The sequence below is a fragment of the Streptomyces sp. NPDC051976 genome (assembly GCF_040680795.1).
Lineage (GTDB): Bacteria > Actinomycetota > Actinomycetes > Streptomycetales > Streptomycetaceae > Actinacidiphila.
The window spans coordinates 24,935-44,910 of record NZ_JBFAXL010000050.1 but is presented as its reverse complement, the minus strand read 5'-3'; the positions used below and the strand labels follow the sequence as shown (position 1 = coordinate 44,910).

Annotated in this window: 19 protein-coding genes and 4 pseudogenes; 12 read left to right on the top strand and 11 right to left on the bottom strand. The window is 68.9% G+C overall.

The genetic code is table 11. The features are described from left to right. Window positions 1-67: 67 nt before the first annotated feature. Window positions 68-745 (bottom strand): hypothetical protein, encoded by a 678-nt coding sequence (locus AB0M29_RS34795; protein ID WP_365390236.1) that lies wholly within the window; start codon window positions 743-745, stop codon window positions 68-70. Window positions 746-904: 159 nt separating this feature from the next. On the opposite strand from AB0M29_RS34795, the pseudogene AB0M29_RS34790 reads away from it, so the two are divergent. Continuing rightward, window positions 905-1,216 (top strand): annotated as a pseudogene (locus tag AB0M29_RS34790) (DUF6193 family natural product biosynthesis protein); the annotation flags it as partial. Window positions 1,217-1,569: 353 nt separating this feature from the next. Here the strand turns inward: AB0M29_RS34790 and AB0M29_RS34785 are convergent. Further along, window positions 1,570-2,142: a hypothetical protein gene (locus AB0M29_RS34785; RefSeq protein WP_365390233.1), complete on the bottom strand. Its 573-nt coding sequence runs from the start codon at window positions 2,140-2,142 to the stop codon at window positions 1,570-1,572. Between the two features lie 516 nt (window positions 2,143-2,658). Then, complete coding sequence (locus tag AB0M29_RS34780; protein ID WP_365390231.1) at window positions 2,659-3,126, bottom strand: hypothetical protein; 468 nt, start codon at window positions 3,124-3,126, stop codon at window positions 2,659-2,661. Window positions 3,127-3,187: 61 nt separating this feature from the next. Between AB0M29_RS34780 and AB0M29_RS34775 the strand changes: the two genes are divergently transcribed. Further along, window positions 3,188-3,892: a hypothetical protein gene (locus AB0M29_RS34775; protein ID WP_365390229.1), complete on the top strand. Its 705-nt coding sequence runs from the start codon at window positions 3,188-3,190 to the stop codon at window positions 3,890-3,892. Window positions 3,893-4,080: 188 nt separating this feature from the next. On the opposite strand, the gene AB0M29_RS34770 is transcribed toward AB0M29_RS34775, so the two are convergent. Continuing rightward, complete coding sequence (locus AB0M29_RS34770; protein ID WP_365390227.1) at window positions 4,081-5,289, bottom strand: replication-relaxation family protein; 1,209 nt, start codon at window positions 5,287-5,289, stop codon at window positions 4,081-4,083. Window positions 5,290-6,251: 962 nt separating this feature from the next. On the opposite strand from AB0M29_RS34770, the gene AB0M29_RS34765 reads away from it, so the two are divergent. Continuing rightward, window positions 6,252-6,803, top strand: a complete 552-nt coding sequence (locus AB0M29_RS34765) for a hypothetical protein (protein ID WP_365390224.1) — start codon at window positions 6,252-6,254, stop codon at window positions 6,801-6,803. Between the two features lie 13 nt (window positions 6,804-6,816). Here AB0M29_RS34765 and AB0M29_RS34760 read toward each other — a convergent pair. Beyond that, a pseudogene (locus tag AB0M29_RS34760) lies at window positions 6,817-6,903 on the bottom strand (ATPase); the annotation flags it as partial. Between the two features lie 681 nt (window positions 6,904-7,584). After that, complete coding sequence (locus tag AB0M29_RS34755) at window positions 7,585-7,779, bottom strand: hypothetical protein (protein ID WP_365390290.1); 195 nt, start codon at window positions 7,777-7,779, stop codon at window positions 7,585-7,587. Between AB0M29_RS34755 and AB0M29_RS34750 the strand changes: the two genes are divergently transcribed. Continuing rightward, window positions 7,694-7,981 carry an alpha/beta hydrolase fold domain-containing protein gene (locus AB0M29_RS34750; RefSeq protein WP_365390282.1) on the top strand — a complete coding sequence of 96 codons (288 nt, stop codon included), beginning with the start codon at window positions 7,694-7,696 and terminating at the stop codon, window positions 7,979-7,981. The two genes, AB0M29_RS34755 and AB0M29_RS34750, sit on opposite strands and share 86 nt — an antisense overlap. Then, window positions 7,870-8,475, top strand: coding sequence for an alpha/beta hydrolase fold domain-containing protein (locus AB0M29_RS34745; RefSeq protein WP_365390280.1), 606 nt, complete (start codon window positions 7,870-7,872; stop codon window positions 8,473-8,475). The genes AB0M29_RS34750 and AB0M29_RS34745 overlap by 112 nt, the downstream gene beginning before the upstream one ends. Here AB0M29_RS34745 and AB0M29_RS34740 read toward each other — a convergent pair. Next, on the bottom strand, window positions 8,403-8,846 hold the full coding sequence (locus AB0M29_RS34740) for a hypothetical protein (RefSeq protein ID WP_365390223.1): 444 nt from the start codon (window positions 8,844-8,846) through the stop codon (window positions 8,403-8,405). The genes AB0M29_RS34745 and AB0M29_RS34740 overlap by 73 nt on opposite strands. Before the next feature lie 1,259 nt (window positions 8,847-10,105). Continuing rightward, window positions 10,106-10,564, bottom strand: a complete 459-nt coding sequence (locus AB0M29_RS34735) for a MarR family transcriptional regulator (protein WP_365390220.1) — start codon at window positions 10,562-10,564, stop codon at window positions 10,106-10,108. Between the two features lie 63 nt (window positions 10,565-10,627). On the opposite strand from AB0M29_RS34735, the gene AB0M29_RS34730 reads away from it, so the two are divergent. The 4 genes from AB0M29_RS34730 (at window position 10,628) to AB0M29_RS34715 (ending at window position 13,901) form a co-directional block, all read left to right on the top strand. Further along, window positions 10,628-10,996, top strand: coding sequence for a VOC family protein (locus tag AB0M29_RS34730; protein ID WP_365390219.1), 369 nt, complete (start codon window positions 10,628-10,630; stop codon window positions 10,994-10,996). 373 nt (window positions 10,997-11,369) lie between these two features. Next, window positions 11,370-12,275 (top strand): NADP-dependent oxidoreductase, encoded by a 906-nt coding sequence (locus tag AB0M29_RS34725; RefSeq protein ID WP_365390216.1) that lies wholly within the window; start codon window positions 11,370-11,372, stop codon window positions 12,273-12,275. Window positions 12,276-12,351: 76 nt separating this feature from the next. Further along, window positions 12,352-13,413 carry an alkene reductase gene (locus tag AB0M29_RS34720; RefSeq protein WP_365390214.1) on the top strand — a complete coding sequence of 354 codons (1,062 nt, stop codon included), beginning with the start codon at window positions 12,352-12,354 and terminating at the stop codon, window positions 13,411-13,413. 8 nt (window positions 13,414-13,421) lie between these two features. Continuing rightward, window positions 13,422-13,901: a MarR family winged helix-turn-helix transcriptional regulator gene (locus AB0M29_RS34715; RefSeq protein WP_365390213.1), complete on the top strand. Its 480-nt coding sequence runs from the start codon at window positions 13,422-13,424 to the stop codon at window positions 13,899-13,901. Window positions 13,902-14,137: 236 nt separating this feature from the next. Here AB0M29_RS34715 and ppk2 read toward each other — a convergent pair. Then, a pseudogene (ppk2, locus tag AB0M29_RS34710) lies at window positions 14,138-14,975 on the bottom strand (polyphosphate kinase 2). A gap of 820 nt (window positions 14,976-15,795) precedes the next feature. On the opposite strand from ppk2, the gene AB0M29_RS34705 reads away from it, so the two are divergent. Further along, a complete protein-coding gene (locus AB0M29_RS34705) occupies window positions 15,796-17,811 on the top strand; it encodes a glycosyl hydrolase family 8 (RefSeq protein ID WP_365390211.1) in 2,016 nt (671 codons plus the stop codon). 593 nt (window positions 17,812-18,404) lie between these two features. Here the strand turns inward: AB0M29_RS34705 and AB0M29_RS34700 are convergent. Continuing rightward, the gene (locus AB0M29_RS34700) at window positions 18,405-18,674 is read right to left on the bottom strand and encodes a hypothetical protein (RefSeq protein ID WP_365390209.1); all 270 of its coding nucleotides are present in this window, start codon (window positions 18,672-18,674) and stop codon (window positions 18,405-18,407) included. Between the two features lie 205 nt (window positions 18,675-18,879). Here AB0M29_RS34700 and AB0M29_RS34695 point away from each other — a divergent pair, with 205 nt between their 5' ends. Together AB0M29_RS34695 and AB0M29_RS34690 are read left to right on the top strand one after the other, a co-directional pair. Next, window positions 18,880-19,338 (top strand): tetratricopeptide repeat protein, encoded by a 459-nt coding sequence (locus tag AB0M29_RS34695; protein ID WP_365390277.1) that lies wholly within the window; start codon window positions 18,880-18,882, stop codon window positions 19,336-19,338. After that, entirely contained in the window at window positions 19,335-19,571 is a 237-nt protein-coding gene (locus AB0M29_RS34690; RefSeq protein WP_365390207.1) for a hypothetical protein, read from the top strand. Before AB0M29_RS34695 ends, AB0M29_RS34690 begins: the two co-directional genes overlap by 4 nt. A gap of 120 nt (window positions 19,572-19,691) precedes the next feature. Here AB0M29_RS34690 and AB0M29_RS34685 read toward each other — a convergent pair. Next, window positions 19,692-19,897, bottom strand: a pseudogene (locus AB0M29_RS34685) (transposase); the annotation flags it as partial. Between the last annotated feature and the right edge of the window lie 79 nt (window positions 19,898-19,976).

The following is a 19,976-nucleotide window of genomic DNA, read 5'->3' as shown; positions in this document are numbered from 1 at the left end:
GACTCGTGCACAAAGCCACCCGGCCCGAACCGCGAATACGGTGAGGGCGCTATCCCGCCTGCAAGGTTCAGCTGTACCCGATGCGCTCGATCTCCCTCATCTGATCGGCACGGATGCGGCCGTCCTCCAGGGACAGCAGCCAGGGCAGCAGTTGCGGCGGGGCGTGGAGCTCGTCGCAGAAGCCGAGGCGGAGGTCGGCAAGCCCGTCCTCGAAGAGCCAGTAGCCGAGCGCATCGGCGAGGTGGCGATCCGCCGCCTCGGTGCGGGTCTCGGCCCAGACGGCCAGCCAGGGGACGAGGGTGCCCGCCGTGACCGAGAGCGCCTCCAGTACCTCGGTGATGTGAGCGCCGCCCGCAGGAGAGTGCAGGGCAGACCGCCACCACGCATGCCAGACCTCCTCCAGCGCCATCCGCTCCGCCGCGGGCCAGTCGCGCCAGCCGGCGGCAAGCAGCCGGGAGGCGACCAAGCCGTGGTCGAGCTCATCGGCAACGAGAAGACGGACGATCCGGGGCGTCAACCGGCGGTACAACCCCGGGAAGTCGTCCCAGTGGTCGACTACTTTGTGCGCGACGGAGGAGATCAGTGCATCCGGCACCTCGTGTACGGGACCGGCCAGTGCTTCAAGATCGGATTCGGCGTAGCAGTGCGTGCAGCCGCCAACCGCGACCGGCAGCCCGGCAAGTGGCGCGAAGACGGCGTCCAGGTTGTCGAGTGCGCCCTGGAGCTGCTGGTGCGGGTCGGTCATGACGTGCCTGACGGTTACTCCGTCGGACCTGCCGGAGAAGATCGCGACGCTACCACGTCTGTAACCGGACAGCCGTCCGGCGACGTCCCTCCGGCCGTCGGTGCCCTCAACCGTCCGACATCGGTGTGTGTCGTACATGACCCGGCCAGGGGCGCCACGATGAACGCACACTTCGAGAGGGCCACACATGACTACAAAACTTGCCAAGGGCGGGAACGCCGTTTTGAGGGCTCGGTCTCGGGGGCCGAGCTCGACGAGATCCACCACGCCTCCGCCTTTGACGTTCTGACCGGGCGTTACAAGGTGACCGACGGCCATGCCGCTGACGTCAACGAGTCGGAGTGGCCGTACATGCTCCAGCATGCCCGGAACGCGGACTGGCCCGCATACCGGGCCCTCGTCGAGGCGGCCTACGCAGAACCGCTGCTTCGACGGCTCTACCCGACCATGGAGTACGGGATCTTATTCTTCGCGGAATCCTCGCAAGACGTGTTTCTCGCGCCGAAGAACTTCTGCCTGGAAGCATCCTCCGATCTCAACGCATGGCAGTTCACCTCCGGGAGTCCTGGCAGAGCCCTCCCCTGGCCCAAGTCGCCACACCCACCGAAGCCATCGCCCTCGCGGTGCAGCTCCTGCGCGAGGACCCGGGCGAAGGGTTCTGACCGGCCCGACGGGGAGTTGCGGCGTGATCGTCCGCAACGCGCCTACCTCCCGCCAGAAGTGCCACGGCGCAGGGGACGGATCGGGGGTGCTAGCCCAGCCACACCACAGTGGTCACGCGCCGCTCGCGGGCTCCGCGGATCTTGGCGGCATCACTCATCACATCAACTAGATGTCGATCGCGTCAGGGTTGCTAGGTCCTCGATCGCGTGAGTAATGATCACAGCGAGTTGGCTATCGGTGAGGGCTTGAGGATCGCCGATGTCACGCCGGTACGTGAGCTGCACGTTGACTTTAGAGAACCGCAGCCAAGCCCACCATGTGTCACACTTCCCTTGCTTCCATTCGCCGCACATGTACTGCACATCGTCCATGGCGCTCGAGTGGACACCTATGTCGTATGGCCGAGCGTCGGCATACACATCAGGTGTGACCTTCTCCGGCGCCGAGGCGCGGAAGTCCCGCTCGGCCGCACTGGCCGAGTCGTACCCGAAGACATTCTCACCGAAGTCGTCCCGGGCCCGCGTCCACACACGGCGCACAGAGTCGCCGTCCCGATCGGTACGCACTCCGGCCTGGCCCCAGTTGCCCGGACCACGCAACGAGGCAAGCAGCACTGACTGTGACTGACCATGCCGGTGTCCACCGTCGCGCATAGCACCTGCCCCAAGAATCACTGCCACTGCCACCACTGCAGTCAAGCCTGCAATGATCGTCTTTGGCTTTGTGCGTCCCATGCCCGTAAACCCCTTCATCGCCAAGCTGTAAATCTGAGTCGAACCGCATCGGCAGGGTCCGGCACGCCCGCGGCGGCCCTGGCGTCGAGCGCAGCGCGAAACTCAGAAGCCGGGCAGGACCCACCGACTTCCACCGCAACCCGGTCATGGGACTAGGGGACCGCCCGGTGATGAAACGCCACGGCCCGCCCGGATCCCCCTACGGGCCCCCGTACCCCGCGGTCGGGATGCACCAGGCGCTGGCCTCAGCGACCGGTTTGCCCAGGAGATCGACCAACGCCGCCAGAATGCTCGCGTTCCTGACACCGGAATCGGTAAGCAGAAGCGTCATCACGCCACCCTAGGGGCGCGTGTCAAGGGACCGTGAGCGTGCCCCGGAAGCCCCGCTCGTCAACGCGTACGGCAGGTCGTCGTGCTACACCCGCCAGCGGCTCCGGCAACCAGCGCCGCCAGCGCCGGGCGGCCTCAGGGGAAGAGCTGCACGGGCCCCGGTTCGCGCAAACGGGGCTGCTCGGCTCAACGAACCAGCGGCGAAGCACCGGACACGAACGACTCAATAGCCCCCCTCGCCTGGGCATCCCGCGCATCCCGGTCCGACTGGTCCCGCGCATTCGACACATCCCACGTGCACCAGTAGGCACGCTCAGCCGCAAGGACCACTTCTGCATCGTCAGTGAGAAGCTTCACCCGGTAGAGAGACTGGCGGGCCACGGTCCGCAGACGGTGTGTCTCATCCCGCGCCGCGAAAAAGGTCCCCCCGTCCGGGTCTTCAAGCTTGCGGTACCAGCGGTCCGCCTGACCTCGCCGGTAGTCCTCCACCGCTGAGGCGAACGCACTGTAAGCGGCCATGCGCTCCTGCCGGAGGGCCTCCGACCGCGCGAACAACTCACCGCGCCTGTCCCTAACACGCTGGAAGCCGTGCGTGATCACAGAACCCAGCAGTGTGCCCACAACCGCTACAACGCTCGTCCAGACAACTTCCACACCACCAAGCCGACCACACAAGGAGGCCGGAGCGCCGACAGATTGCCGTGATCGTCTCGCCTTGACGTCGCTTTCGGGCCCAGCCCCCGACGCCAACCTCGATGCCGCTGATGCCCACGCTCTCGCCCGCACTCTGGCCAGCGGCCTCGCCCGCGACCTCGACTACGACCGCGCCAGCATCAGACTTCCCGAACCCGCCCGCGGCCTGGACCGCAGCCTCGATAGGGCCCTCGATCGCGCCTTCGCCCACGCCCTTGACCTCGACCTCGTACAGAAGCTCGACCCAGCACGCAATTTGGTCCGCGACCTCCAAGTCGCTCTTGACCTCGACCTCGACCTTGCCCTCGCGGCCAAGCTCGCCACCGAACTCGACAACCGCGACCGCTCCCTCCGCCTCACCCGCGCCCTCGAACTCGAGCGCGCCCTCGTCCTCGACGTCGCCAGCGCTCTCACCCTCGCTGTCGCCATCGCCGTTTCGCTCGGCCATGCCGGCAGCCCCATGCGCGCTCACGACCACCCCGAAGACCTTGCCTACGTGGCCAGGGAACTTAATCGCGCAGCCAACGACTTCCAGGGCGCGGACCTACGGCACCTTGGCAACGTTGACCTGAGCTGGCTGAACTGGGACCAACACACCCGTTGGACCTCGGTATGGACCGAACGCATCAAGAACGCCTCCGCCGAACAGCCCCCAGGATCGGGCCAGTCCACCGTCCTGCCAGCCCTCGACAACGACACAGCAGGCCTCCCCGCAGACATCACCTGAAAGAGCCGAGATGATGCTCTTGGCCCGGTGCCGTAGCCCTGGTCTCCTCCCCGGCGCGGTACCGACGCGCGAGCAGCCGTGGGTCCGGGGTTCACTGGTCGTCTGCGGCCATGGCTTTGTCCCACAGGCGGGCGAGCTTGCGGACCTTCTTCTCCCGCTTGGTGAACCATTCCGCCCGCGCCCCCGCCTCATCTCGCCGCCGGCTTCTCTTCTGCCTCGCGGCGCTGCTCCTCCACTTTGGCGGCGCGACGTCGCTGCTCCAGGCGCTGATCGAACTCAGCTTCGGTGCGGACGTCTTCAAGCGCCTGGAGCAGCGGCGCGCCCTCTTCGCAGTGGTGCCCGTCGATGCGGAAGCAGACCGGGCCCAAGGGCCCGTGCTGCTTCAGGCGGTCCAGGGTCGTCATCACCAACGGGATGCGGCCGGTGAAGTCGAGGTAGAAGTCGCCGTCGGCGTCGGTGCGTCCGTAGGGGTAGCCGTAGCCGGTTCTGCGCTCTGGTGCCCAGTGCTCGCGGGACAGGACGGCCACCTTGCGGATCCGGTTGGCCAGTGCGGTCGGGCCGGCGCCGGTGAGCACGGTCGCCAGCGGCGGCAGACCGGCCAGGCCGGTGCGGGGGTAGACCGTCGCCCAGTGCGGCACCGTGCCCGGCCCGCCGCCGGTGACCGCCCCGCGCGGCACGGTGCTGCCGGGCAGTGCCGGGTCGTGGATCTGGCGGCGGTAGTAGTCGGCGTACGCGCCGACCTTGTCCGCCAGGACATGGGCGGGCTCGGTATAGCGGTCGACCTCCACCACCAGCAGCGGCACCCCCGCGTCCTTGGCCTGGAACACCGCGTCGGCGCGGACGTTGCGCTTCCCCGAGGAAGTCAGCGGGTGCGGCACCTCGGTGCGCCAGGACGTGATGCCGCCGATCCCGGCCGCCGCACCCGGCGTCCTGCCGCCGCGGGTGAAAGCCACGATCATGGCGTTCACGGCCATGGCGTGCGGGGCCCCGCCGGTCCCGGCCCCGCGGGCGCGGCCGCCCATCGCCTCGGGCCCGCGCTGCAGATGGCCGGCGGCGGCGTCCAGGCCCACCGGGGTCAGGCCCCACAGCTTCTGCGACGGCTCCCCCACCCGGTCCGGTGCCCCGAACTTGCCCTGCGGTCCGGCGGTACTGCCCTCCGAGACCACCTTGGAATCGGCCTGGAGCACCAGCAGAGCGTTGCGGATCGGCTTGTTGTCCGACAGGTGCGGGCGGACCAGGTCCATGATCTGCGTGGCCGTGGCGACCTTCAGCACACCCAGCACCCGCAGCACGTCCCGCTGATCCCGCACCGTCGACCGCGGCCGCCGCACCTTCCTCTCCGCCGTCTTCGTGCCCGCCGACACTGCTGTCGTGCCGTCCTGCGTGGCATTCGCCATCTGCCGCCTCCCCATGACGTCGCGGTGTGGAGGCTGTCCATGGTCGCCCGGGCCACCGACAACCGATCGGCGCCCCCTTCCCCCACCGGCCGACGCAACAGCGGCGGCCAGCGGCCCGCACCGGGCCGCCAGAGGCCAAACCCGCGCCCTAACCCCTCGCACCCCGCCACCCGCCCAAGCCGCACCGTCTCCTTTTCATCGGTGCGGCCAAGGGAGGTGGAGGGCAGAGGGGTTGTCAGCAACCCACACAACCCCATCACACGTGCTCTGAACAGGGAAAACACGAAAACCGGGCGTCAGAGGGTCGGGTACACCAACGGGTACACAGTCGGGTGCACCCCCGGGCCAACTAACAGGAACAACCGCCACGGCAGGGCAGCACCCGCCACACATGCCCGCCCGGCAGGACCATTCGACCTACCACCCGGTGCAGCCTGCCGCAGAAACACAGGGTCTGACCAGCACCGCGTAAGTGCGCCCGCACTTCCATGACCCCACCCGACACCGCCGCAAGCCCGGTAGCACTGCCGGAGCATGCCGGGCAGCAGAGGGGGTGGAAGGCAGCGGGGTTGTCGAACGCCCGGCAGACCCGGCAATCATCCCGGGACGCGCACAAACACATCAACTGGCGCCTGGTGGGCCGGTAGTGGCCATGGAAGGGACAATGGTTGCGTCAGCGGCAAGGACGGTGGCCGTCCGCAGGTGGCTTCGTTCACTTCAAGCAGCAGCGTCTATCCATCGGTTTGGGCGGCGGTGGGCGGTCGGCGGGGCCATGAATGTTCACGAGAAATGACGTCACTTCGTGGGGCAGTCCGCCGCCCTGAGGGCGGCGGACTGCCGAGGTGGGGCCTGCAGGGTGTCAGAAGCTGTTGAGGGGCCCGGGCCCAGAGGGCAGGATGAGGCCTAGGGGCCGCATCTGCGGCTAGTGCGCCGTGCAGCGCGGACCAGGGGGAACCATGGGTATGGCACTCAGCTCGAACGACCTTCTGCCCGGCGAGGCTGTGCGGTTCGCCAAGAAGGCGAACGCCGTCGTGAAGATCGCCGAGGCTGGGCTGAGACGCTTCTCCCATGACCAGCTGATGTGGATGGTTCGCATGCAAGGATCGGAGGCGATCGGCGGGCAGCTGCACGTGACGAACTACCGGCTCGTCTTCTGCTCACATTTCGCCAATCGCGCCACCGGCCGGTTCAGCATCTTCCTGCCGGGCATCTCTGAGGTCCGCGACACCTCTTGGGGGATCAAGAGGCAGATCGAGGTCTCCACGGGAACCCACCGGTTCACCTTCGTCGCGTGGGGGATCCCCGCGCTGATGGCCGCGATCGAAGGTCTCCGCCGGCACTGGAACCCTGACCAAGTGGTGTGGCTTGCCGAAACCGCGACGGCGGAATACGCCAAGCTGGGCGAGGGACTCGTCCCGCGGCCGAGTCAGGCACTCAGATCGGACATGAGCCCCATCGAGTTCGTGGGGGCGATGGGGCTCATGGAACTTCAGGAGCTCGCCCGCGGGGCTTGAGCTGGTCAGCTTCTCAGCCGGCCTTGGCGGGTTCCTCGGCTCGGGCTCGGGTGCTGGCGAGACGGTAGGAGTCGGTGCCGGTCTCGATGATCACGCCGGATCGCCGCGTACCGCTCGACCTTGGACATCTGCGGCATGAGCAGGATCTTTCACCAGGAGCATCCAGCGCGAGCTGACCGCGGTCCTCACCCCTCTGCCAATCGGCGTAGATCCGACGGAGGCGTGGACAGACCGCCGGGGCCGCGAGCACCCGGCGCACGACGGTTGGCCCGCTCGCGCGTACGAGCGGGTCGAGGCACTGCGCGAGCAGATCCGGCAGACCTCCAGCGTCATCGGGTCCCACGGATACTGGTCCTCCCTGTCCGGTGCGGACCTGGTCGACGCACGGCAAGGTCTCAAGGCGCTGCACCCAGAGGACCGAACCGATACCGAAGCGTAGATACGGGTGCCGGATGACGTCCGGCACCCTCACACGAGGGGCCCCTTTTGACCGCATCGCTGTTCTCCGATCCCGCCGGTCGCACCCGGCCGCTGCCGACACCGGCTACCGCACCGCCCGCCGGTGGTCTGTTCCGGGAGCCCCCCGCCCACGACGAGCCCGAGGGCGGCGAGCCCAGCACGGGCGAGGTCGCACTCATCCCCGCCGTCACAGCGCCAGGCCGCCAGCACGGAGCTCGGTCGCGCGTCCGAAAGTAGCCATGGGGGCTCGGTCCCAGCCGGAAAGGCCGGGACCGCGCCCCGCTCGGGCGCAACACGCAGGTGACGATGGTCGCGTCCAGGTTCAGGACGTACCAGCCAGCAGTGTCCACACCACACGGCGGACCGCGGCTCGCACGCGCTCGATCCGCGCCGCGACCGGGGCGTCGATCGCCTCCAGGGCGCGGCGCAGGGTGCTGTCCGAGACCGGGCGCGGGAACAGGCGCCGCCAGTGGCCCTGGAGTTGCTCGGCCTCCAGAACATTAGTGGCGCCCAGCACGATCGCGCAGGCGAGTACGACCAGGGACTACCGCCTCGCCCCCGAGCACCCGCACCCCGCCGCCGTCGAGGACGCGACCGCCCTCCTGCGCTGGGCACGGCCCACGGCCGTCGCGGGCGACAGCGCGGGCGGGTTCCCGCCGCCGCGGCCTGCATCGCGCTGCGCGACGAGGGCGGCCCGCTGCCCGCCGTCCGGGCCCTGATCTGCCCCAACACCGACCTGACGCTCGCCCTGCCGTCCATCACCGAGAACAGCACCGGCCACAACCTTGAAGCCGACACGCTCGCGGTGTTCGTCGAGTCGTTCGTCCCCGACCCCGCCGACCGCCCGGCCGCCTCGCCCCTGCACGCCGACGACCTGACCGGCCTGCCGACGGCCCTGGTGGTCACCGCCGAGCACGACCCGCTGCACGACGAGGGCGACGCCTACGCCCGCCGCCGCCTCGTCCCAGGCCGGCGTCACGGTCCGCCACCGCAGCGAAACCCGGCCTCGAACACGGCTTCATCCAGGGCATGGACCTCACCGACGCCACCGCCGCAGCCGCCCACGACCGCATCTTCGCCGACCTCCGAGACCTCATCCCCGCTGACACGCGGGCACGCCCGAGACGTACCGCTGCGGCCTCACCCCTGTTTCGCCGGGAGCCGCACCACGTACGACTTCTCTCCTGCGAGGGTCAGTTGGCCAGCGTGGTAGGTCAGCGCGCGTGGCAGGACGCAGGGGAAGCTGGTGGCGTCGACAGGATCGTGGACCTCGCACGTTTCGCTCTTGGCGTCGCTCACGGTGGGCTTCGCGGACAACACCAGCGTGGCGGTGCCGTCGTGGAGGTGGAGGACATAATCGCCGTTGCCGGTGGAGAGTTGTACCGCGTGGACGTAGAAGCCGTCCGCGCCGTCGGAGGCGAGCCAAGTGGTGGTGAGGTCGGCGGGGCGGCCGTTGACGCCGGGGATCGAGGTGGGCAGGGTCAGCGCGCTCGCCTTGCCCTGGGGGGAGACCACGCGGACGGCGGCGAGGGTTGCCGAACTGCTCCTCGTCCCTCGTAGGTAGGTCGTGCCGTCGGGGGCCACGGCGTTGCCCTCGTTGAGGAATGTGCTGTCCTTGCCGTTGACGGCCGGCTGCCAGTGACCACAGCGCCCGGCCGTCGGCGATCATGACGGCGCCCGCACCGGTCACCCCGATCGGGACGACCGCCTTGGTGAAGCGGACGTTGCCGGCATTCGCGGTGGCGGGCACGGACGCGCTGTAGTCGCGTGTCCGATCGGCGTTGCCGACCATCACCGAGGCGTCCCCGCTCTTCGGGTCGAACTTGACCACCTCGGCGCCGTGCCCGAACAGCACCGAGCCGTCCGGCATCGCCACAAGGCCATCAGGCTGCGAGGCGTCGAAGTAGCTCTCGGTCGTGGGGAAGGCCGTCCCCTTGCCGGTGGCGCTCAGCCCGGTCAAGGCCGGCGAGTTGAGCACATAGGTGGTGCCGGCGGCGTCGGTCGCCGCCCCGTTCGGATGAATGTTGCCCAGGGCCCGGCCGACCGTGGTGTCGTTGTCGTACGTTCCGAGCAGCGCCGCCTGCCCAGGCTTCGGCGCGGGCGGCTTCCCCTTGCCACCGCAGCCGGCACCACCCGCGCGCCCCTGGCGGCTTGCCGACCACTTCGGGGTCATCAACGGGCTCTACTGCCACCGTTACGGTTCCCGCTGCACCGTCATGGATAAAAGGGATGACCACGTCCTCACCCTGCCGGTGATCCGCTTCAGCGGCAAGGGGCGAACCTAAGCTGAGCGTGAGAGAACGTCTGAGTCCGCGAGAGCTCGGGGTGCCTCAGAGTGGGGCCAATCGACTCGTTCACACCAGCCCCGGAAGATCGCCAATCGGGGCCAGAAGACTCGTTCCCGTGGGGCCAACAGACTCGTTCGAAGCCAGAGGACCTTCCTTTGTAGGGCTTGCAGGATATTGAGGCGTCGCGATCTCCGAACGCGCTGGTCGTAGGGGCTGGCGTGACGCGCGGCCGGGGTGCTCGTGCTGGTCGTGGGCGGGAGCCTGCGGCCTTGATCGTCCGTCGGCTGTCTGTCATCGGTTGACGTCGAGGTCGGTCGGGACGAGTAGAGCGCGCAGGAGGGCGGTAGCGCAGGCGGGGTCGGTGCGGAGCTTGGTGAGCACGCGCCATGCCTTCTGGTTCGCGAATCTGTGTTCGCCCGGAGAAAGTAGTCTTTTAGAGGCCCATCGCAGCAGAGGGTGCAGTCGGGGGCCGTCGGTTTTCGAGGTCGCCCGGACGGATTCCCACGCGCGGCTGCACTCCTGTCCGGCTCGGCAAGACGTGCGCCGAGGAACGAGCTATGCGCCGTCGCTGCTATCGCGCAGGGAATGAATCATGCTCTGCAGGATCCGGAACGCGGCTGAGTGTTCGGTCTCGGTCATGCCGGCCAGCATTCTGACCTCGACGGCCCGGACCGCCGCGGACGCCTTCTCCAGGCTCCGCTTCCCGCGAGGTGTGAGCCGAGCGGGAAGAACCTTCCCGACGGGCGCGGCCTCGGGCCTCGTGACGTAGCCGTCTCGTTCCAGCGTCTGGAGCAGCACGTTCATCGACTGCCGCGTCACGAACGCGCTGCGGGCGAGCTCGGAGTTCGACAAGCCCGGCCGCTGGGCGAGCAGTTCGAGGCAGGAGTAGTGCGTCACGCTCATCCCGAGCGGCCGCAGCACCTCCTCCATGGCCGCGCGCAGAGCGCTCGAAGCCTCTTTCAGCAGGTAGCCCAGTGACTTGTCCAGGTCGACGCCCGCACCCCTTTGACTCATGTCAGCATTCTGACATAACTTGGTCTGTGTCAGGAATCTGACACAGATGGAAGGAGCATCGCCATGCCCGCCACCGGCCCCGACTTCATCTCACTCCAGGCGCGCGACCTCGCCGCCTCGCAGGCGTTCTACGAGCAGTACCTCGGCCTCGTCCGCTCGCAGGCCGGACCCCCGCACGCCGTCGTCTTCGAGACGAAGCCCATCGCGTTCGCCCTGCGCGACGTCATTCCCGGCACCGATCTCGCATCCGCCGCCCAGCCCGGCATCGGCGCCGCGATCTGGCTCCACGCCACCGACGTCCAGGCCATCCACGACGCCCTGGTCGCCGACGGTCACGTCATCGTCTCCGCGCCGATCGACGGCCCCTTCGGCCGGACCTTCACCTTCGCCGACCCCGACGGCTACCACATCACGCTCCACGACCGCACCTGATCTGCCAACCGCGCCGGGCCGACAGTGAGCGCCGCCGCCAGCGCGTGAAGACCGCCATCATGCAGGCCGCCCGGAACGGCACGGCGATCAGCGTGAGCGGCATCGCCCGGCAGGCCGGCGTCGACCGCACCTTCCTGTACCGCCCCCGCGACCTTGGCCGGCCCGGTCGTCCAGCTTCCGGTCGAGGTAAGCCCTTGGCCGCGCAAGGCGCACTCCGGCTGGGCGACTCCCGCCTCGACCGCCGCCCCGAGGAGAGCCGCTACCGATCCTGCGCAGCCCGAGCGGCGGCAAATACTTGGCTAGCCACATGTTTTGCTGTTACCGTAACTATGTGGCCAGCCACCTAAGCGGTGGGGGCACGAGAGGAGTCGTCATGAAAGCCATCCTGTTCGACCGTTTCGGAGGCACGGAAGTGCTGCACGAGGCGGACATCGAGGTCCCGCAGCCCGGCCCCGGGCAGGTCCGCGTCCGCGTCAGGGCCGCCGGGCTGAACGCGCTGGACGGCAAGCTCCGCTCCGGGGCGCTGGAGGCCGTGTTCCCCACGTCGCTCCCCTCCGTCCCCGGTCACGAGCTCGCCGGCGTGGTGGACGCCCTGGGTGAGGGCGTACGGGACGTGCAGGTGGGCGATGAGGTGCTGGGCTGGTCGGACACCGGCTCGTACGCCGAGTACGCACTGGCCGCCGTCGTGGCCCCCAAGCCCGCCGGTCTCGACTGGCAGCACGCGGTCGCGCTGCCGGTGGCGGGCGAGACGGCCGAGCGGGTCCTGAACCTGCTGGGCGTCACCGCCGGGGAGACCGTGCTGATGCACGGCGCGGCCGGAGCGGTCGGAACCCTGGCGGTCCAGCTCGCCACGGCCCGCGGAGCGCGTGTCATCGGCACCGCCGGCCCCGCCAACCAGGACTACCTCGCCTCGCTCGGCGCCACTGCGACCGTGTACGGCGAGGGCCTGGTCGAGCGGGTCCGTGCCCTCGCCCCCGACGGCGTGGACGCGGTGTTCGACCTGGCCGGGAAGGGAGCCCTGGAGGACTCCATCGCCCTGCGCGGCGGCACCGAGCGCATCGTCACCATCGCCGACTTTGGCGCGCACCAGCTCGGCATCACCTTCGCCAACGGTCCCCAGGAGCGCTCGGCCGCCCGCCTGTCCGCCCTGGCGCAGGATGCCGCGACCGGCAAGGTCGTCACGACCGTCACCGCATACCCCCTCGACCAGGCCGCCACGGCCCAGCAGGTCAGCGACGCCGGGCATGTCCGGGGCAAGCTCGTCCTCACCGTCGACTGATCACGCCCGCCGCTCCTTCCGCCACGCCCCGCTTTCCCAATCATCACCTCTTCATCACCGCATCGAAGGACCATTCATGTTGAACGCGCTGTGGACACCGACCACCGTCGATGCCCTCTCCCTGCCGCACCGCTTGGTCATGGCCCCCATGACCCGTGACCGCTCCACCCCTGAAGGTGTCCCCACCGAGCTGAACGCCGAGTACTACGCCCAGCGGGCCCCGCACGCGCTCATCATCACCGAGGGCACCCAGCCGAACGCCGACGGCCAGGGCTATCTCCTCACTCCCGGCATCCACAGTGACGAGCAGATCGCCGGGTGGCGCAAGGTCACCGACGCCGTGCACGCGGCCGGCGGCCGGATCGTCGTCCAGTTGATGCACACCGGTCGCATCGCCCACCCCGACAACACCCCCCACGGGCGCCAGCCGGTCGCCCCTTCGGCGATCCGGCCGCGGGGCACGATGTTCACCGCGTCCGGGCTCCAGGAGATGCCGACACCCCGGGCCCTGTCGACGCAGGAGGTCGCGGCGACCGTGGAGGACTTCCGCCGCGCCGCAGCGGCCGCGGTCGCGGCAGGCGCCGACGGTGTGGAGATCCACGGCGCCAACGGCTACCTGGTGCACCAGTTCCTGTCCGACAACACCAACCAGCGCACCGACCAATACGGGGGCTCGCCTGAGGGCCGAATCCGCTTCGCCGTCGAGGTCGCCACCGCCGTGGCCGACGAGATCGGCGCCGACCGCACCGGTATCCGTGTCTCTCCCGGCAACCTCTACAACGACATCGCCGAGTCCGACACCGCCGAGCTGTATCCGGCGCTCCTGCGCGCTCTCAGCCCGCTCGGTCTGGCCTACCTCCACGTGATGCACGCCGGCGACGAGAAGCTGCTGGGCACCCTGCGTGCGCTGTGGCCGACCACGCTGATCCTCAACCGGGCCGGCACCGACCTGCCCACCCGCGCCAAGGACATCGACCACGGCACGGCCGACCTCGTCTCCGTCGGCGCCCTCGCGCTGGCCAACCCGGACCTGGTCGAGCGGCTACGCTCGGACGCGCCGCTGAATACCCCCGACCCGGCGACCTTCTACGGCGGCGGAGTGGCCGGCTACACCGACTACCCCACCTACACCGTCTGAGGAACCGCATGTCCTTCCCCACACCCCGCATTCCCAGCACGGCCGGCGAGGGGCCGATGAGCTACGCGATCTTCCAGCTCGCCCGTGCTCACCGGGCCCGCGCCGCCGCCATGCTCCGCGAGATGGACCTGCATCCCGGACAGGAACTGCTACTGATGCAACTGCTGGATCGGGACGGCCAGACCCAGTCCGAGCTGCTCGAAAGTGTCGGCCTGGACCACTCCACTGTCTCGAAGTCCCTGCGCCGCATGCAGGACGCTGGCCTGCTCGTCCGCGAGCCGGCCGAACACGACCGGCGCGTCATGGTCGTCCACCTCACCGACAAGGGCCGTGCCATGCGCGAGCCCCTGGCAGCCATGTGGCGGGCCCTGGAGGAGACCTCCGCGCTGAACCTGTCGGCGCAGCAGGCAGAGTCCTTCGTCCGCACCGCCTACGCCATCGCCGACGCGATCAACAGCCGTGCTCTTCCGCGGGAACAGTCTGAGTAGCTGGCTAGCACGCCGGCTTCGGCCTGGAGTGCGAATCGCTTCCGGCGTTCCTGCGAAGTGGACAGTTGCTGCAGCGTAGTCGGCTCACGAAGGCCCGTGCTGAACGGAGCCAGCCTCCCCAACTGTCGGAAGCCCGGTGAGTCAAGCCAGCCGATGTGGCGGGCCCCAGGGTCTGGTGCAGGGTTAGGTGACAGGTTTGACCTGCCCCACGGTTTGGGTTCCAGCTGCGGTGGCGCTCAGCGGCCGTCCAGGCCGGCGGCATGGTCTGGGACGTAGGTCTGGAAGTCGCGCGGCGGGCGCTCGTACCCCTTGGACGGCGGGCGCGGCGGCAGGGTGAGCACGGGCCGACCGACCTGCCGGTACGGCACCGTGGACAGCAGGTGGGAGATCATGTTGATGCGGGCGCTGCGCTTGTCGTCACTCTCCACCACGTACCAGGGCGCCTCGGGGATGTCGGTGTGCACGAACATCTCGTCCTTGGCACGGGAGTAGTCCTCCCAGCGGGTGATCGACTCCAGGTCCATCGGCGAGAGCTTCCAGCGCCGCGTCGGGTCCTTGAGCCGGGCACGGAACCGCTGGTCCTGGACGGTGTCGCTCACGGAGAACCAGTACTTGCGCAGCAGCACGCCGTCCTCAACCAGCAACCTCTCGAAGATCGGGCACTGGTGAAGGAACCGCCCGTACTCCTCCTTCGTGCAGAACCCCATGACGTGCTCGACGCCCGCCCGGTTGTACCAGCTGCGGTCGAACAGGGCGATCTCACCCGCGGCCGGCAGATGCACCACGTATCGCTGGAAGTACCACTCGGTACGCTCACGCTCGGTGGGGGTGGGCAAGGCGACGATGCGGGCGACGCGGGGGTTGAGCTTCTCCGTGACCCGCTTGATGGTGCTGCCCTTGCCCGCCGCGTCCCGGCCCTCGAAGACCACCACGAGCCGGACGCCCTCGGCCCGCACCCACTCCTGGAGCTTGACCAGCTCCACCTTGCAGGCGCAGCAGCTCCCGCTCGTAGACCTGGCGCGACAGCCGCTTGGGCTGCCTGTCGTCGCTCGCGGGTTTCCTGCTGTCGGCCATCGCTGCCCCTTCGCCATGAGGAGATCCGGGGTCCACGCTACGGCCTGTCCCCCTCTTGAGCCGTCCGGCACGGAGACGGACACGGGAGCGGGATCAGGATCGGGGGAAACAAGGCCCTCAGCTCACGGGGAACCCCACCGCACCCGCTGTCGCAGGGCCGGACTGGTCATTTACACCCAGGTACGGCTTCCAGGCACAGCATGCCCCGCAACGGTCTCCCCTGCCAGCCGCCCTGACCCGTACGCACTCTGGGTCGGCCGCCTGGAGCCGGGCAGTGTACTGACAGACCGCGTCGCCCACCTGCTGACAGCCCACGGCATCAGGGGCCCTCCCTTGGTCGACAGCGACGACAAGGTCATCGGCGTCATCTCGCACAGTGACCTCACCGCCCGCCTGGCCGATCGCCTGTGTGCCGCCGGGCCTCAAGGCCCGCCGCAGCCGCGCGCCATCCGTTCGCTGGTGCCCACCCGCGACACCACCATGATGGGCACGAGTGTGACCTCCTGCGTCGGCCCGTGCGGCGCTGGGCACACAACGGGCGCCAGACCGAGCGGTCGGCCAGTGGGCCGTCTTCGCCGGTGCGGTCGGGTCGTCCGCGATAAGGCGGGGCGGCACGCGCGGCCGCGCCACAGAGGCGACAAAACCGGCGGTCTGCTCCCACCGCGGGACCTCTCAACAGGAAAGTTTACTAACAGTCTTGACAGCATGTCGGTACATGCTCAACTCTCCGTCTCAACGGAAGTGACAAGGACCCTCAACGGGAGCACCGATGGCGCACGTTCTCAGAAAGCTGGTCGCGGCGACTGCCGCGACCGCATGTATGGGCCTGGGCACAGCCCTCGTGGGCGGCGGCAGCGCCGCGGCGGCCACCACGCCGGCTCATCCCTTCCCGACGCACGTCACGTACAAGACGGGGGTCATGCCGACCGCCTCGGCGTCCACCCGCGACGCCGCCGTCGAGAAGCAGTACAACTCGTGGAAGAGCAACTACCTCGTCCACGGATGCGCGTCGAACGAGTACTACGTGTCCACCAAGGGCGACGGCGACGCCCCCAACAACGGCCCGGTCTCCGAGGGCCAGGGCTACGGCATGAACATCGTGCCCCTCATGGCCGGCTACGACAGCAACGCCCAGACCGAGTTCAACGGCCTGTGGCAGCTCGTCAAGGACCACGAGGACCAGTACGGCCTGATGCAGTGGCAACTCGACGGGAACACCTGCGCATACGCCGACAGCGGCACACCCGACTCCGCCACCGACGGCGACCTCGACATCGGCTACGGCCTGCTCCTGGCCGACAAGCAGTGGGGCGGCTACACCACCGACGCCAAGACCTGGCTCGGCCGGATCTACGCCCACGACGTGGCCTCCGACGGCCACCTCAAATGCGAGGACGACGGGCCCGGCACCGACACCCGGCCCAGCGACATGATGCTGGACCACCTGCGGGCCTTCGCGGCCTACGACACCTCCCACGACTGGGCCAAGGTGGTCAGCCGCACCGAGGCCATCGTCAACGAGTTCACCGGTGCGTACTCGTCCTCGTACGGCCTGCTGTCGGACTTCGTCGTCAAAGCCGACACCACCAGCCCGTCGCCCGCGCCGGCCAACTACCAGGAGAACCAGCCGGACAACATCGTCGGCTACAACTCCATCCGCGTTCCGTGGCACATGGGCACCGACGCTCTGCTCTACGGCAGCAGCACCGCGTCGACGGCGTACAACGACGCCAGGAAGTGGTCGGCGTGCACCAAGGCCGTCTCCGGGGGCGACCCGAAGAAGGTCTATCCGCACCTGAAGCTCAACTGCACCGCGTACACGACCTCCGACGTGTCCGAGGAGGCCGGTGACTCCGTGGGACCGGCCGCGATGGCTGCGGGCGACCAGGCCTGGACCGACGCCATCTGGAACCAGCTCGCCACCAACCCCTTCGGCGACGGCTACTACGGCGAGTCCATCAAGACGCTGGTCTACGTCGTCATGGCCGGCGACTACTGGAACCCGGGTACGACCACGGCCGCGAACGACTTCTCCCTGTCCGCCAGCCCGAATTCGGCCACCGTCGCGCCGGGTGGCTCGGCGTCCGCGACCGTTTCGACCGCCGTCACCTCCGGCAGCGCGCAGACGGTCGGCCTCAGCGCGAGCGGCGCCCCCGCCGGCGTCAGCGTCTCCTTCAGCCCGTCCTCAGTGACCTCCGGAAGCTCCGCGACGATGACGGTGACCCTCTCCACGAGCGCCGCCGCCGGCACCTACCCGATCACTGTCACCGGCACCGCCGCCTCCGGCAGCCACACCGCCCCCTACACCCTGACCGTCTCCTCCTCCGGTGGCGGCGGCTGCACCGCCGCGCAACTGCTGGGCAACCCAGGCTTCGAGAACGGCAGCAGCCCCACGCCGTGGACGCAGTCCTCGACGCTGGACTCCGCACCGGTCAACAACGACACCGCCGACGAGCCCTCGCACTCCGGCAGTTGGGACGCATGGCTCAACGGTGACGGCCAGGCCGACACCGACGTCGTCGAGCAGGCCGTGACCGTCCCCCCCGACTGCACGGCGAACCTGTCCTTCTGGCTCCACACCGACACCACCGAGAACACCACCACCGCAACCCCGGACACCCTCAAGGTCCAACTGCTCACCGGCAGCGGCAGCTTCCTCACCACGCTCGCCACCTACTCCAACCTCAACCACAACTCCGGCTACACCCAGCACTCCTTCGACGTCTCCGCTTACGCCGGCCAGACGATCAAAGTGAAGTTCACCGGCACCGAGACCGACGCCAACGGCGGCACCACCTCCTTCCTCCTGGACGACAACGCGCTCAACGTCAGCTGAGCCACACTCCGGACGTGCTCGCCCAGTTGCCGTCCGGCACGGGCTGACCGCCTTCCCACCGCGTCCTGGCGTCCCTTCCCCGTGGTCGAACCGCGGGGAAAGGACGTCGACGCTCACCCCACCGCACCCGAGGCTTTCGGTCACTTGGTGAACATCCTTGAGCGTGGGGTCGGCCCGGCGGGAGAGTTCGGGTTGCCAGCCGAAGGGCCGGCTGCTCAGGGCCGGTGCCCGCTGAGGGGATGTGCCGCGACAACGCCCCCCGGGCGGGCAAGTTCAGGCCCGCAGCGGCGGGGGGAACTCGACGGCTCTCGGCATGCGTGGGTAGACGACGTGACGCACCGCGAGGGGGCGGGCCCGGGCCTTGTGGGGGCTCCCCCGCAGCCCCTTCACGACAGCCGTCGCCAACGCCACCGCGATCACCGGGAAACCGGCGATGCCCGTCAGTCCGCGGTGACGCCCCAGTAGCCGATATGAGCGGGCTGCCCGTCGTGGTACAGCACGGTGCAGTTCCCACAGGCACGCTTCGGGTAGTCCAGCCGACCGGTCCTCAGGGCATCACGCCACTGCGCCTCCGTGGGCCGGCCGCCGGGGCATCAGGACCGGACCTCCGCATCGGTCAACGGCCGCATAAACGGGCCCCACTGGCTGTGGGTGGCGCCCACCACGCTGATCTGATCCAGCACGGTTGCCGTACCCCCGGTCATGATGTACTCCCGCCACTCCTCGTCCTGCCACAGCTCGTCCATGGTCAGGCCGTCAAAGCCGTGGCTGTGCCGGGCCAGTTCCTCCTCCTGCGCCTGCCGGAACGCCGTCGCGAGATCCTGCTGATAGGGACCTGTCTGGCTCCACCCGTCGCCGCCCACGTCACTGCCCTCCGTTCGAGTTCCTGTTCCGTGGCCGCAGCGTAGGGCCCGGCACCGACAACCGCCCTCGGCCGCTTCTCACTGCCGCCGCACGCACGCCGAAGCACGCGGTCGGCGACTCCGAAGACTCCCGAGACTCCGGAAACGGCTATGGCGGCGCGACTTGGCAGGTGGGGGCCATCTGCCGTGAACTGCGGCGTGAACGATCGCCGCGGCCGGACTGCCGAAGGAGCGGCGGGCGGCGGAAGCTCGCGCCATAGCCTCGACCCGCTCGTGGAGGCGTGAGGACGCGACCCAGCCTCTGGCGATCACCGCGGCGGCGACGAACGCTCAAGGCCGCCATAACGAGGCCATCTCCACGTACGACGAGCTACTACCCACCTTCACCACCGTCTTCGGCGCCGAACACCCGCAAACCCTCGTCCTGCGTTCGAACCGCGCCCAGACGCTCATCGCGCTCTCCCGGTACACCGAATGCGAGGCAGAGCGCGCGGCCGGGGCCCACACCGCGGCCCGCCACAAAGAGGAGGCGTTGCAGCGCATCGCAGCCGTCGCCAGCAACCGCCTGATCTACGCCCTCAACGCCTCAACGGCCAGCCTCGCCCCGGCGTCCTGGCAGCCCTGGGCCAGCGGATCGCGATCAGCTACCAGATGCCCACCATGACGAAGGAGGTGCCGGCCGGCTACATGAAGCAACACCTGACGATCGCCAGCCGGTCGGACCCGCTGTTCTCCGACGACGCCGTCGACCTGATCCACCTCACCAGCCGCGGCCTGCCCCCCTCGGTCAACAACATCGCTCTGCAGTCCCTCATCGCCGCGTTCGCCGACGAGAAGAACATCGTCGACGAATCCTCCACCCGCCTCGCCATCACCGAGACACACCCGACAGAGTGATCGCCTCGCGCCAGGCGGCCCTGCCTACCCGTTCACATGTCTCGCGACGTCATAGTTCGCGATCCTCCCCGCGAGCTGTCGCGGACTGACTCCATACACGTTCGCCCGATCTGGGTCGGAGTAGTGCGTCGCGCTGTTCGGCGGCAGGTCGTGCGGGAGGTAGGCCCACTGGCAGCCGTCCGGCCCTGGTAGAGGATGGCGTTCACGATCTCCCGCATCGCATAGGCACCCTGGCGACCGCTGATCGAGCGATGCCGGTCCTTCCATGCCGTGATCACCGGTTCGATCAACGACCACTGCTCGCCGGATAAGACAACGTTTCTTATGGAGGCGTTGCTCTCTTCACTCCTCCGCGCGCGAGGGGCGGGTGCCCTGAACTGGGTCAGAGAGTCATGAAGGGCGAGT